This window comes from Spirosoma profusum (genome assembly GCF_014699005.1).
In the GTDB taxonomy this organism is placed as follows: domain Bacteria; phylum Bacteroidota; class Bacteroidia; order Cytophagales; family Spirosomataceae; genus Spirosoma; species Spirosoma profusum.
The window spans coordinates 13,669-29,300 of sequence record NZ_JACWZY010000014.1; the positions used below are offsets into that span (position 1 = coordinate 13,669).

7 protein-coding genes are annotated in these 15,632 nt (G+C 47.9%); all 7 read right to left on the minus strand.

Features of this window, described 5'->3' with window-relative positions; all coding sequences use genetic code 11:
- Positions 1–135 precede the first annotated feature (135 nt).
- The gene (locus IC229_RS16835; protein ID WP_223834036.1) at positions 136–2,769 is read right to left on the minus strand and encodes an ABC transporter permease; all 2,634 of its coding nucleotides are present in this window, start codon (positions 2,767–2,769) and stop codon (positions 136–138) included.
- A gap of 122 nt (positions 2,770–2,891) precedes the next feature.
- Positions 2,892–5,501 (minus strand): ABC transporter permease, encoded by a 2,610-nt coding sequence (locus IC229_RS16840; protein WP_190888174.1) that lies wholly within the window; start codon positions 5,499–5,501, stop codon positions 2,892–2,894.
- A 117-nt stretch (positions 5,502–5,618) separates the two neighbouring features.
- A complete protein-coding gene (locus IC229_RS16845; protein ID WP_190888175.1) occupies positions 5,619–8,216 on the minus strand; it encodes an ABC transporter permease in 2,598 nt (865 codons plus the stop codon).
- Between the two features lie 49 nt (positions 8,217–8,265).
- Entirely contained in the window at positions 8,266–10,917 is a 2,652-nt protein-coding gene (locus tag IC229_RS16850; protein ID WP_223834037.1) for an ABC transporter permease, read from the minus strand.
- A gap of 136 nt (positions 10,918–11,053) precedes the next feature.
- The gene (locus tag IC229_RS16855) at positions 11,054–11,380 is read right to left on the minus strand and encodes a PadR family transcriptional regulator (protein WP_190888176.1); all 327 of its coding nucleotides are present in this window, start codon (positions 11,378–11,380) and stop codon (positions 11,054–11,056) included.
- Between the two features lie 423 nt (positions 11,381–11,803).
- Complete coding sequence (locus tag IC229_RS16860) at positions 11,804–14,266, minus strand: ABC transporter permease (protein ID WP_190888177.1); 2,463 nt, start codon at positions 14,264–14,266, stop codon at positions 11,804–11,806.
- A gap of 24 nt (positions 14,267–14,290) precedes the next feature.
- Positions 14,291–15,475, minus strand: coding sequence for a hypothetical protein (locus tag IC229_RS16865; protein ID WP_190888178.1), 1,185 nt, complete (start codon positions 15,473–15,475; stop codon positions 14,291–14,293).
- Positions 15,476–15,632 lie beyond the last annotated feature (157 nt).

The window sequence follows — 15,632 nt, forward strand, 5'->3', positions numbered from 1 at the left end:
TACGGGGTTAATGGCAAGGGCATAGGGTAATTGGTAGAGACAAGGCATGCCTTGTCTCTACATGCGTCAGCAATAAACTATCTGGTTAAAAAGTTATCCGGTCATGAGACAGGGCATGCCCTGTCTCATCGTAGGTTATTCACTTCGTAGCGATTTGACCGGATTCACCAGCGCGGCTTTGATACTCTGGTAACTCACCGTCAGTAACGTAACGACCAGCGCTCCTAAGCCAGCTACGGCAAAAATCCACCACGACAAATCAGTATGATATTGATACTTCTGGAGCCAACCGTTCAAAAAGTAGTAAGCGATGAACGAGGAAATACCAAACGCAATCACAACCAGCACCACAAAGTCTTTGGAAAGCAGTACCCAGACGTTGGTAACCGATGCGCCCAACACTTTCCGAACGCCAATCTCTTTGGTACGTTGTTCGGCAACAAACGAAGCTAACCCGAACAGCCCAAGGCAGCTAATCAGAATGGCGAGAATGGCAAATCCCGAAGCCAGCTTGCCGATACGTTCCTCAGCGGCAAATTTTAAGGCATATTGCTGATCCGTAAATCGATAATCGAATGGACTTCCTGGGTTGAATTTACGGAAAACTCCTTCAATTTTAGCAAGCGATTCGCTGGTGCTACGTGCCGGATTGAGTTTGATATTGATGACATTGGCCCAGCCATAATTCAGCATATAAACGGTTTGAGTTACCGGTTTAAAGGGCGACTCCATAATCATGTCCTTGATGACACCCACTACTCGAAATTGTGAATCATTCCATTTAATTTGTTTGCCCACGGGATCTTTTAAACCCATGTAACGGACAGCCGTTTCGTTCAGCACCATGCCCGATGAATCACTGGCGAATTTCCGGGAAAGATCGCGACCCTGCACAAACTGCCAGCCTACTGTTTTGCCGAAATCATGCGAAACGGCAATCGTACCAAAGCTTTCTTTGAAATTTGGGTCTTTCCCTTCCCAGCTAAATCCGCTATTCTGTGAGTTCAGATTCGTTGCCGGAGCCGACGACGTTGACATATCGACAACACCGCCGGTCTGAATCAGAGCGTCCCGAAGGGCGTTGTAGTGCTGGTGCAATTCCGGGGTATTCATCGCTACTGTTATCAATCCGCTCCGATCATACCCGACTGGGCGATCTTTAGCGTGTTGAATTTGCCGAAACACGATGATCGTTCCGATAATCAGCGTAACGGAAACCGTAAACTGAACAACAACTAAAACCTGACGCGGAATCGAGGCAAATCGGCCCACCCGGAATGTACCTTTCAGTACCTTAACTGCCTGGAATGACGATAAGTAAAGCGCTGGATAGCTGCCTGCAATCAGCCCTGTCAATAGACTAAAACCGATGCCACAGAGCCAGAAAACCGGATTTGTCCACAAAATACCAATCTGTTTATCAGCTACATCATTGAAAACAGGTAGGATCAGCAGTACGAACAGAATAGCTAACACGAATGCAAAAGCAACGACCAGTAGTGATTCGCTAAAAAACTGTGCAATCAACTGGCTACGTACCGAACCAACGGCCTTTCGAATGCCAACTTCTTTGGCGCGCTTTTCACTACGTGCCGTACTGAGGTTCATGAAATTGATGCAAGCCAGCAGTAGCACAAACACGCCGATAATCCCAAATAACCAGACGTACTGAATGCGCCCTTCCAAGTTTCCTGATTTATCCCAACCCGAATAGAGATGCCATTTGCTCATCGGCAGCAGGTAAACCTCGGGTTTGATGAATGCTACCTCTGGATTATGCTTCAGCCGTATGTTTTTGATCTTGGCCGAAACGGCATCAAAATCGGCGTTGGGTGCGATCTGAACCAGCACCTGCCAGGAAAAGTTACCCCATTCGACATTGTCCTGCGCCTGTTTCACCCAGGATTCTGACGCTACATACAGATCCCAGGGAGCGATGAATTTCAGGTCTCTGAACTCAGTATTGTACGGAAAATCCTCATAAACGCCCGTCACTTTTACATCCAGCTTATTATCGATCTTCATGAGTTTGCCCAATGGGTCGGTCTCGCCAAACAACGCTTTGGCAACCGATTCCGACAATAAAATCGAATTCTGGTGTTTCAAGCCATTCCGTGTACCGCTGAGCATGTTCAGCGCGAGCATATCCGGCGCACCAGCGCTTAGATAACTGCCAGTTTTGGTGAATTTCTTTTCGCCATACGCCAGAATGTGATCGTTATTGCCATCCCCGGACGACATAATGACGTGCGTGAAATCACTGCCGTAAACAGTCCGCAATTCAGGGCCCATTGGTGCAGGATTGTATTCGCCGTTAAACACTTCCCCATTGAACGTACCCTTTTGCATGACTTTGGCGATGCGGTCGTAGTTCTGAAAATACCGGTCATACGATAGTTCGTCATAAATCCAGAGGCCAATCAGCATCGCGACGGCCATTCCCGCAGCTAGTCCGCCAATATTGATGAAGGAGTACACCCGGTTCTTGGCTAGATTCCGAAATGCGATTTTGAGATAATTACGAATCATGGTTGTAAAAGCTGGAGTTGGGTAAGTATTTGTATTTTCTCGTTTGATGAGGGAAGGACGTAGCAGACTCACTACGTCCCGAACGTAACGCCAGCGGGCTTCTCGTAAACCCACCCCCCGGATACGTTCCTGAAACAGCTCGTCCAGGTCGCCCTCCATCTCTTCGGCTCGATGCGGAGGGCAGAAGAGGTGCAGCAGGTACGTAGCAAAACGGGGCGGTCCGACGTTTCGGGGTTTCATGGTTTCTGTTTATATCGGTTGTAGAAACAAGGCATGCCTTGTCTCACGGGCGTCAGCCATAATCCATACGGTTGAGATAGCCATCCGGTCATGAGACAGGGCATGCCCTGTCTCTACGTGTGTCATTCCGAACGTAGTGATTTCACCGGATTCACCAGCGCAGCTTTGATACTTTGAAAACTGACCGTCAGCAACGTAACGGCTAACGCGCCCAGTCCGGCAGCGGCAAATATCCACCACGATAGCTCGGTACGGTATTGATAATTCTGGAGCCAGTCAGACAGAACGTAGTAAGCAAGGGGCGCGGCCAGACAAAAAGCTACCAGAATCAGCATTACAAATTCCTTCGACAGTAAGCCCCAGACGTTGAAAACCGATGCGCCCAGCACTTTCCGAATGCCAATTTCTTTAGTACGTTGCTCGGCCATGAACGATGCTAACCCAAACAGCCCCAGGCAACTAATTAAAATCGCTAGTATAGCAAAACCACCCGCTAATCGACCAATACGTTCCTCTGTACCAAACTTTTGGCTATATTGGTCATCGACAAATTTGTATTCGAAGGGCGAATCAGGGCTGTAGCTTTTAAAAACCTGCTCTACTTTTGCAAGCGCTTCATGACCTGATACTTGTGGGGCTAAGCGAATGTTGATCGTGTTGACATTCCGGTAGTTGACTGCGAAAAAAGACGGATTGACCGGCTTGAACGGGTCTTCTTTCACCATATCTTTTATGACACCAATCACCTTGTATTCGCGGCTACCTTGACGAACAATTGCGCCAATTGGCTGCTGGAAGCCCATCAGCTTAACCGATGCTTCATTTAAAATCATGGCCGAACTGTCTGTCCTGAAATCGCGGGAGAAATCCCGACCTTCCTTAATCTGCCAGCCAACCGTTTTGCCAAAATCGTGCGTTACGTAATTCGACATCACAAGCGGCTTAGTGTCAGTACTTTTACCTTTCCAGGAAATGTCCGTAGTGCCACCAGCCTGCACAGTTATCGAATTTGATGATTCTGACATACCAGCAACCGCACCTGTATTGAGCAAATCATTACGTAGGGCTGTATAATGCCTGGAAAGTTCAGGGGCATACATCCCGATTTCAATTAATCCACTTCGGCTGTAACCCACTGGACGGTCTTTAGCGTGTTCGATCTGCCGGAAAACGATGATGGTGCCGATAATCAACGTAACGGAAACTGTAAACTGAAATCCAACCAATACCCGACGCGGAATGGTAGCCGAACGACTGGTCCGCATGATACCCTTAAGCACTTTGATTGGTTGGAACGAGGATAAATACAGCGCTGGATAACTGCCTGCAATCAAGCCTGTTAGCAGACTGAAACCTAGTCCTGCGAGCCAGAATAGCGGATTTGCCCACAAAATCACCATCTTTTTCTCGGCCACCTGATTGAAAAATGGTAATGTAAGCTGTACGAACAGAATAGAAAGGACAAAAGCTAAGAGCGCCAGCAACAGCGATTCACTGAAAAACTGCGAAATGAGCTGACTACGTAGTGATCCTATCGACTTTCTGATCCCGACTTCTTTTGCGCGTTGCTCGCTACGTGCCGTTGAGAGATTCATGAAATTGATGCACGCCAGCAGCAGCACAATCCCGCCGATGCTCCCAAACAGCCAGACAAACGTAATGAGTCCACCCGTGTTGACGCCGTCTTTAAAATCACCATACAGGTGCCATTTGGACATCGGGTGCAGGAAGAATTCAGGTTTATAGCCCGGCGGATTATCGCGCTTCATACGTATATCCTTGATTTTAGCCGAAACCTGGTCGAAATCAGCGCCCGGTTTGAGTTGAGCGAAAATCTGGTATGAGTTGGAATCCCATTGATCCCGGTCGCGTTTGGCACCTTCATCGTTAGCCGCGAAAAATTTCCAGGAAACCAGAAACGTAACGTCGTTGAACGTATTATTGGACGGCAAATCTTTGTAAACGCCCACTACTTTCACCGTCTGTTTATTGTCCAGTTTAATTAGCTTATTGAGCGGATTCTCAGTACCAAACATCGTGTTGGCAAGCGACTCCGACAAAAGAATTGAATTGACGTCATTACTTCCAAACGGAGTGCCTGACACTACGTTCAGCGACATCATTTTCATAAAGTCAGGCTCAACGTAATTGCCGAGTTTGAGCAGTTTTCGTTCTCCGGCTGCCAGAATAGTGCTACGTGTTACGGAGATGCCAACCGATTCGAAATCAGGGTATTTGCTACGTAGTTCCTGCGCCAGCGGAATGGGCATCACATCATAGGACGCTTTCTCTACGTCGAATTTTACAAACTGCCACAGTTTGGCAATGCGATCGTAGTTTTTAAACTGTCTGTCGAAAGACAATTCATCATAAATCCACAAGCCAATCAGCATCGCGACGGCCATCCCCGACGCCAGCCCGAAAATGTTGATGAAGGAATACACTCGATTCTTGGTCAGATTGCGAAACGCGATGGTCAGATAATTACGTAGCATAGTTGTATTGGTTGGTCTTGGGTAATGGTGTTCTTGTCGTTTGATCAGCGAAGGACGTAGCAAACTCACTACGTCCCGAACGTAACGCCACTGAGCCTGCCGTAAACCCACCTCTCCGATACGTTGCTGAAATAGTTCCTCCAGATCACCCTCAGTTTCCTCGGCCCGGTTTGGCGTGAGGAACAGGTGTAGGAGATAGGTAGCAAAACGGGGCGGTCCGACGTTTCGGGGTTTCATGGTTTTGTATTTGTTGTAGAGACAAGGCATGCCTTGTCTTCTAGGCGTCAGCAATAAACCATCCGGTTAAGAAGGCCATCCGGTCATGAGACAAGGCATGCCTTGTCTCTACGTAGGTTATTCGGAACGTAGTGATTTTATCGGGTTCATCAACGCGGCTTTGATGCTTTGGAAACTGACCGTCAGCAACGTAATGAGCAGCGCACCCGCTCCTGATGCGGCAAAAACCCACCAGGAGATTTCAGTGCGATAGGTGTATTGCTGAATCCATCCGTGCATGTAATACCAGGTCGCCGGAATCGCGATCAAAAGCGAAATAATGACCAGCACCACGAAATCTTTTGAAAGCAGCTGCCATAAATTGGAAACGGAAGCACCCATCACCTTGCGAATACCGATTTCTTTGGTTCGTTGCTCCATCACAAACGACGCCAGACCAAATAATCCTAGGCAGGAAATGAATATGGCGAGAATGGCGAAAAAGCTGGCTAGCTTGCCAATACGTTCTTCTTCTCCGAATTTTTTCGCGTACTCCTGATCGGTGAATTTGTAATTGAACTCGTTGTCCGGGTCGTATTTTTTGTAGATCGCTTCCACCCTGGCTAAAGCTTCCGGCGCACTTTTGGCCGGATTAATTTTAAAGGTGATGAGCGAAATTCGTTTGTAATTGATGAAAAAGATGGTTTGCCTGACAGGCTCGTAGGGCGATTGAGTAATCAGGTTCTTGACTACACCAACGACTTTATAAGTTCCGTCTCCCCATTTGATGATTTCACCAATTGGTTTTTTGAAACCCATATACGCAACGGCGGCTTCGTTCAGTACAAATCCACTGGAATCGGTGGCGAATTCTTTGGAAAAATCCCGTCCTTCCTTGATTTTCCAGCCAACCATTTTCCCAAATTCATGCGTGACACGTAGTGTGACAAATTCATCGGCCATATTTGGGATTTTACCTCTCCATTCCAGACCACTATTGGTTACGCCCGTATAGGTAACGGGTGAATCCGTAGCTGCCACTTCCTCAATGAATCCCGTATTCAGCAACTCTTCCCGGAACGTATTGAAATGATTGATTAGGTTGTCAGATTTGATCCAAAACGACACCAAATTGCTTCGGTCGTAGCCAACCGGCCGGTTTTTCGCAAAGTCAATCTGCTGAAAAACAATCAATGTACCGATAATCAACGTAATGGAAACCGTAAACTGAACCACCACCAGCACTTTACGCGGAAGCGCTGCGAATCGCCCAACCCGAAAGGTGCCTTTCAGCACTTTAACCGGCTGAAAGGAAGATAGATAAATGGCTGGATAACTGCCTGCCACCACACTGGTAAACACGCTGAAGCCAACCGCTGCAATCCAAAAAAGTGGGTTGCTCCAGGGCATGGCAATGTGCCGGTCAGCTACTGCGTTGAAGGCGGGTAGCACGAGTACAACCAACATCAGAGCTAGGATAAACGCAACACTGACAATCAGCAGTGACTCACTAAAAAACTGCAACATGATCTGTTTGCGAACCGAACCAATTGCCTTCCGAACGCCCACTTCCTTAGCTCTTTTTTCACTACGTGCCGTACTCAGATTCATGAAATTAATGCAGGCCAGCAGTAACACGAACAGGCCAATAATGCTGAATAGCCGAACGTATTGAATTTGGCCGCCTACGTTTACCCCCTCTCTAAACTCCGAATACAGATGCCATTTGCTCATCGGCAGCAAAAACATAACGGGCTTAAATCGGGCGTCGTCATTGGTTCTGACTTTGTTCAGTTTAGCATCTTTAATGGCTGCTGACACGGTTTCCATGTTGGCATTATCGGCAATCTGTACCAACGTCTGAAACCAGCTATTTCCCCAACCAACCCAATCGGGTAAGCCCTTCTTTTTCAGTTCGAAAGGGGCAATAAACATCAGTTCCTGAAACGAGGAATTGGCCGGTAAATCGGCATAGACTCCTGTTACTTTAACCGGGATTTTCTTGTCGATGGTAATGAGTTTATTCAATGGATCGGTATCGCCAAACAGCGATTTTGCGGCCGTTTCGGAAAGTAAAACTGACGATGGATCACGAAGCCCCGACCGCGTGCCTTTCAACATCGTCAGCGCCAGCATCTCGGTTATGTCAGGCTCCATAAAGTTTCCGACGTTGGAGATATTTTTGGTGCCGAGCGATAACAGATGGCTTCCAGGGTAGTCGGCCGTAACGACGTATTTAAAATGGCTTCCGTAACTGCTACGTAGTTCCGGAGCTAACTGCATGGCCTGCCCAGTCCAGGTTTTTACGCCATCGTCGAACGTCTGATTCTGCATCACTCTGGCAATGCGGCCATAATTTGCGTAGGACTTATTGTAGGCAAACTCATTCCAGACCCACATGCCAATGAGTATGGCTACCGCCATGCCCGTTGCCAGACCAGCAATATTGATCGCTGAATATCCCTTGTATTTGGTCAGATTGCGAAACGCGATGGTCAGATAATTACGTAGCATAGTTGTATTGGTTGGCCTTGGGTAATGGTGTTCTTGTCGTTTGATCAGCGAAGGACGTAGCAAACTCACTACGTCCCGAACGTAACGCCACTGAGCCTGCCGTAAACCCACCTCCCTGATACGTTCCTGAAATAGTTCCTCCAGGTCACCTTCCATCTCCTCAGTCCGATGAGGAGAAGAGAATAGGTGCAGCAGGAACGTAGCGAATTTCGGTGGTTTCATGGTTGGGTATTTGTAAAGACAAGGCATGCCTTGTTTCAGGACCGGATGGTTATTCCGAACGTAGTGATTTCACGGGGTTCATCAACGCGGCTCTTATACTTTGGAAACTGACGGTGGCTAACGCAATGCCCACGGCCAGCAATCCGGCCAATCCAACCACCCACCAGCTAATGTCAATTTTGTAGGCGAAATCCTGCAACCAGCGATCCATAGCGTACCAGGCAATGGGTGACGCAATCACAATCGCAATAGCAACCGGCTTCAGGAAATCTTTGGAGAGCAACGTAACGATACTAGCGACTGACGCACCCAGCACTTTCCGAACACCGATTTCTTTGGTTCGCTGCTCCGTCATGTACGTAGCGAGGCCGAACAGACCCAGGCAGGCAATAAAAATGGCTAGTAATGAGGCTATCGTAAATATCTGTTCCGACTGCTGATCATCCTTGTACTGCTCGTTATAGCGCTCATCGACGAAAAAGTAGTCGAATGGATTGCCGGGGAAATACTGATTGAACAGCCCTTCCAGTTCCGCAATTTTAGCGGGTAACTGCTCCGTCGTGAGTCGGACGGTTGTATAATAGACGCTGGTTTGCGGAATGAAGATGATGGGCTCGATGGCCTGTTTGAGCGACTGGTGATGATAATTTTTAACCACGCCCACAATTTCCAGATCACGTCCCCATTTGATTTTCTGACCGACGGCTGCCGATGAAGATAAAAATCCTAACTGCTCAACAGCTCGTTCATTAATCATCACCTTTGTGATGGCATTCCAGGGTTTATCGCATTCTGCAGCCGTAACGTTCTGACCAGCAACTAGCTTGATTCCATACGTACCGAGAAAACGATGGTCAGCATTGACGACGGCATAGGTCTTCTGGTTATCGCCCGGTTGAGGATTTGGTCGGGTAATGCCATCGGCGCTGAAGTTATACCAGTTCCCCGGTACACTACCCGAAGTACAGAATGCCTGAACTGACGCCAACTGAGAAATTGACTGCCGAAACGCTCCACTACGTGTTTTGAACGTACTGTCTTTCCCAACGTCAGGGCCACGTAGTACCAGCAACTGGTCGAGCTTCATGCTTAAATCCTGCGTCTGCATGTGCCGAAGCTGTTGCAGCATCACACCCGTGGCAATCATGAGTGCTATGGATACACTGAATTGAAATACAACCAGCGATTGCCGCAACGTAACACCCTGCCCCACTCGGCTAATTGCTCCTTTTAATACCTGAACTGGCCGGAATTTAGTCAGCACAAATGCTACGTATCCACCCGACAGGAGCGTGCCTGCCAGCAGAAATCCCACAGTGAATGCCCAGAAATTGCCGCGTAGCAATACGTCTGTCGATAACACTCGGCCTGTAAGCTGATTAAATGGCTGTTGCAACACCGAAATCAGTCCGAGTGCCAGGCTCAGACTTATCAGATTCAGCAGGAGTGATTCACTCAAAAACTGCGTAATCAATTGCCCATTCCCCGCCCCGACAGTCTTTCGCACACCGACTTCCTTGGCACGTTGAAGCGCCCCCGCCGTCGATAAGTTAATGTAGTTGAACCAGGCGATTATCAAAATCAACAGCGCAATACCACCTAACAGGTAGACAAATCGCAGATTGCCGTTGGTTTGGTAATAATCGCTCAACGACCGCGACAGATGCATGTTTTTCACCGGCTGCAACCGAATCATTTCGGTATCCTCCGGCTTTAGTTTTTTCTTGAAGTCGTTGAATTTTGTTTCCAGGGCCAGGTAGTCAGATTGGGGACGTACCAACAGATAGGTATCGATAAAATTACTTTCCAGATTATCCAGCCGCGCCCAATCGTTGCCATTCAGTCCAGCCGGACTCGCCAATGTTTGCAGCGAAAACAGCATATTCGCCCGGAAATCAGAGTTAGTCGGAAAGTCCCGATACACCGCTCCAACCGTAAAAGCAGTCTTACCAAACTGATTATTCAGGGTTAGGGCTTTGCCAATGGGTCGAGTATCGCCGAAGTATTTATGGGCTGCGGTTTCCGAGATTGCTACTACGTTCGGCTGCTGAAGCGATAGGAGAGAACCATCGGCCAGCGGGAACGTGAATAGTGAAAAGAAACTGCCATCTGCATAAGCTGTACTGGTTTCCCGGAAGGATTTCTGAGCTGCTTTACCCGTTCCTGACCAGGTTACGATGCCATCGCTGATGCCATTGGCTATTCGGCAATAATCCTGTATTTCGCCAAACTGCTGTTTCCCCACCATTGCTACACCGGGCGCCAGTTGTGGGTAAGTCTGACGGTTATTGTCCATCAGAACCCGGTACAGATTGGGCAGGTTTTTATGAAACCCATCCACACTACGTTCAAAAGCAACGTATTCGGCAATAAGCACGAAAGTAGCCATACCCAATGCCAGTCCTACGGTATTGATTAGCGAATAGACGCGATTCTTGGCCAGACTGCGAAAGGCGATTTTGAGATAATTACGTAGCATGGTTATCGAATTTGGTCGTGAATACTCAAATTTTTCTCGTTTGATCAGGGAGGGACGTAGCAAACTGATCACATCCCGAACGTAGCGCCAGCGTGCATTTTGCAATCCCACCTCAGCGATACGTTCTTGGAATAGTTCATTCAGGTCTCCTTCCAGTTCTTCCGCCCGGTGAGGTGGGCAGAATAGATGCAGCAGGAACGTAGCGAGACAAGGTGGTTTCATAGTTGTGTATTTGTAAAGACAAGGCATGCCTTGTCTCCTTGGCGTCAGCAACAAACCTTTCGGTCAAAAACCATCCGGTTATGAGACAAAGCATGCCTCCGCAACGGCGGACCGGTCTCTACAAATGTTTCGTCAATCATGTCAAGGCCGGGTTGGGGATGGCGTCCCACATCTGATTACGCAGTTGCCGAATTTCTTCCAGCGCTCGCCGACCGTAGGCTGTTACCGAATACAGTCGTTTCCGGCGACCTCCCCGCTCGGCTGTCATCCCACCCATTTCGGAACTGACCAACCCTTTTTCCTGAAGTCGACTCAAGGCTGAATGAACCGCCCCAAGATTAACCGAGCGATTCATCTGCTGCTCAATCTCGTTAACAATAGCGGCTCCGTATGCATCGCCCGACCGTATGGCGACGGCCAGCAACACAACTTCTTCAAACTCACCTAAGTAGGTTCCTTTCATAACCGAAGATTAGTTGTGTAAATGTATAACAAATGCCTTGCCAGTAATAAAAAAGGCCGATCCTGTACAGGAAAGGCGCATTTGAGTAAAAAGACCACAAATAACCTTGTCCAGAAACGGACATTTTTTGTACGGTCATGGACAGGTAGCCTATGCTATCATGCAGGATAGTTAGAATAAAAACGAAAAACTATTTGACTATTTTTCGAAACGGTAAACAATCCTAACCCTTCTGTCGTTTTATATTCGTGAGTCGCTGATAGATAGGGATGCTGTGAAAGGCACCTGCTTTTTTCTAATTACTGTTCTATTAAGCGAACCAAAAGCCAGGTGACTTCGCGTCGTCTGGCTTTGTTTTTTTGCATGGGGCTGGGGGCATAGGGTGAGATAAACTTCAACCCTATGCCCCATGCCCTATGTTACTTACTCCACCCGCAAGCTTTTTATAGGATTTACCAGTGCCGCTCGGATCGTTTCGTAGCTAACAACTGCGACTGTCAGCAGGAAAACCAAAAGGATGCTGATCAGGAAAATAACCACATCCAGATCAACGCGATACGTGAAATCCTGAAGCCATTTATGCATTACCACCCAACCTAAAGGTATGGCCAGTAGACTCGCCACCGTCAGCAACGTAAGGAAGGGAGTAAACAGAAGCCCAAGAATTTGCAGTAACGAAGCGCCCATCACTTTGCGGATGCCTATTTCTTTGGTACGTCGCTCGGCCAGATACGATGATAGTCCGAACAGACCCATGCAGGCAATCAGGATGGATAGTAAGGAAAACGCCTTGAACAGACCTGACATCCGGTTTTCGCCTTCGTACATCCGTCCAAACTCCTCGCTCATAAACCAGTTTCCGAAACCAACGCCAGGTAAAACCTGTTTCCACTTTTTCTCCACCTCAGCAATCTTCTCCTGAAATTTCCCCTGAGGAAGTTTGACGTATACAATCCGATCTTCGGGATCAGGGCGAGCGCTGATGGCTAAGGGCGAAATTGTATGATGGATGGACCGGTAGGGGAAATCACGAACAATACCGACGACGGTTCCTTCCTTTTTCTGGTTTTGTTCCTGGAAAGGTCGCTTGATTGTCAGGCGCATCCCCAGCACTTTATCCAGCGATAAGCCCAACGCTTTCACCGCGCTTTCGTTTAATAAGTACGCGCTGGAATCGGCGGGGTTGTCGTTGCGGAAGGTTCGACCGGCGAGCAGGTTCAGGTTAAACGCTTTCGGCAGGTCGAAATCGCCGTTCATGCTCGCCCACTGGTGTACCTGATTACCCAATTGTGGGAACGTAACGTCGTGATCCAACGAACCGAAATAGTCCTGATTTGGCAAGTGATTTGCCATCGTAACGGCCTGAATTTCGGGATCTTCCAGAATTTGCTGTTTTAGCGAACGATACTTATCCATCGATGCTACACCCGACCACCGAATCGACAATAATTGATCGCCACTCTTGCTTAAGGTTGATTCGCGGATAAAATTCATCTGTTTCATCATCACGCCCGTCGCCACGATCAGCAGAATAGTGATGGTATATTGGCCAATAATTAACCCTTTCCGAAGCAGGTCAGAACTCCGGCTGGAGAATTTGGCATTTTTCAGCACGCTGATTGGCAGGAGCCCTGACAGGTAAAGTGCAGGATAGCTTCCGGCCAGTAAACCAACCAGCAACGTAGTACCTAACGTAACACCAATCAGTTTACCCTGCACCAGATGAGCGAGTGTAAAATGCTTGCCCGCAATGACGTTAAAAAGAGGCAGGAGAATAATGACCAGCACCAACGCAATCAATAAAGCCACGAACGTAGTAATCAGTGATTCGCCCAGAAACTGCCCGATCAACTGCCAGCGATTGCTTCCCAACACTTTTCGCAACCCAATTTCTTTGGCCCGCCGAACCGCTCTTGCCGTCGCCAGATTCATGTAGTTGATGCTGGCAATGAGGATGACGAGCAGCGCCGTACACGCAAAAATGTAGAGATATTTGATGTCGCCAATCCGGCTGTTGTTGTAACTCGACCGTAGCTCCTGATCGAAGTGAACATTCTTCAGTGGACGTATCACCGGTTCAGTCATTCCGGTCGGATCTTTGGGTAAATTAGCCTGAACGATCTGGGTGAATGATTTGGTAATCTTGCCAATATCAGCGCCTTCTTTGGTATGCAGATACGTTAGGAAATAACCGGAACCGTTGCCCCAGTTCTCCAGCCAGTTCTGGTTGTTGGCCGTCATCATCTGCTGAAGCATACCTCTACTGATCAGATAATCAGGCTGGATGTGCGAATTTTCGGGATAATCTTCCAATACGCCCGTTACCGTGAGTGGTACGTACTTATTATCGGTTGCATAGATATGGCTAATTTCCAACGTTTTACCAACCGGATTCTGATCGCCGAAAAACTGCCGGGCAATCGTTTTGCTGAGTACAATGCCGTTGGGTTTTGTAAACGCCGTTTCCGGATTACCGTATAGCAGCGGAAAAAGAAATACGTCTTTGAAATCTTGCGCTACCCAGAAAACATTTTCCGACAGCAGAATTTTATCGGTTGGGCGATCCCAAAACGAAGCCGGATACCCCATCGACACCACCTGCGCACCGCCGATTACCTCCGGAAATTGATTTCGAAGGGCGTTCAGCCAGGCTCCCGGTGCATAGGCCATCGTCCCCTCTGAATCCTTTTGTTTTCGGTGCGTTCCTAAAATATATAGGTTGTCGGAGTCGGGATGGAAGCGATCAAATCCTTCTTCATCGATAATAAAGAGATAGATTAACGTAACACTGGCCAGACCAATTGCCAATCCAGATATGTTCAGCAACGTAAAGCCTTTCTGACGGCGGAAATTGCGCAGGGCAATAAGAAGATAGTTTCGGAACACGGGAATAGGGTTAAAATGTGACGCTTATTTCATGACCTGAATCCCGACCGTGTCGTCCAGACGGGCGACAATTCCCCATCCGTAGAAATAGTTTGCCAGACCGATCAGGATTTCGTTTTTGCCTTCTTTCAGAGGTAATTTGATCGTTGTATTCTCAATCGTACAGCGTCCGGAAGGAAATTTCTGCTGGGGAGTTCCGAAATAATTTTTGTCAGCGTACAGAAGTTGCCCGTTTACGAATACCCATACTTCATCGCTAAAGCCAAGATTTAGCAGCCGTTCCTGAGCTTTGTTGGATTGAATACTGGTTTTGAGCCAGGCCAACAGTCGAACTTCACCATCTTTATGCGCATACCGTCGGCTAACGTTCACAATGTTCCGGCTTTCGGCTTTTATGGGCGACCAGCGAGCGGTGCTATCAGGCAACTCAGCAGGACCTGCTTTTCCATACGTACTCTGTACGCCAACGACTGGTTCTTTACCAAACGGAAAGACGACGGGCTCACTAACGAGCCAGTTTCTCAGATAGCGGGTATCGTGGGCGACGAGATTATAACCTGCCTCTGGATTGATACTTTCGGTTACATCGGGTTTAATAACGAAATTGGCGTAATTGACAGAACCACTCAACGATATACCTCCCGACATTTTCGGGCTTTCCAATTCAGGAACAATCAGCGCAGGTTTGCTCATGTCGTTGACATAAGCTTTCATTTGCCGTCCCGAAACGACCAGTTTTACGTGGTTCCAGCCGGATTCATACATCGTAGCGCCCGTCTGGTACTCGTCGGTTAAATCCCACATACTCATTCCGTTAACGATGGGGGCATATTGCAGCGTAGTTCGTACATCGGTCGTTACTTTGCCGAATGATCGGAGGTAAAAATTTTCGCCGTTACGTTGATCGGCATCCATTCTGAAATTGATACCAGGAAAACCAGGCCCGGTGAGTTCGACGTCATATTCAATGGTGCCGTTGCTAAACGTAACGTCCTTCAGGACAATGCTTTTCGGGCCCTTTATAATTTTCATAACCGTAGTCTCTTTCTCTTTACTGGTTATGAATTCGACTTGTCCCGGTGCATAACTCCACTTTTCGGCCGTCATAGGAATGTGTAATTCACCAATTTTACGGGCGGGAGCTTTCTGGGCATGTATTGGACGTAGCAGTCCAGACAGAAAAAGCAGAAGCAAAGAGAGTCGGTACATAAGAATTAGGAGTAAGGATTTCAGATTGACGAAAAGCAGTACGTGGTCGTTTCAATTGAAAAGCAACATCGAAATCAGCGTAAAAAAATGTATACTCGTACGCTGATTCACGATGGCTCAGCAAACGTATCGAGAAAGACCATTCCCGTAAAATCAT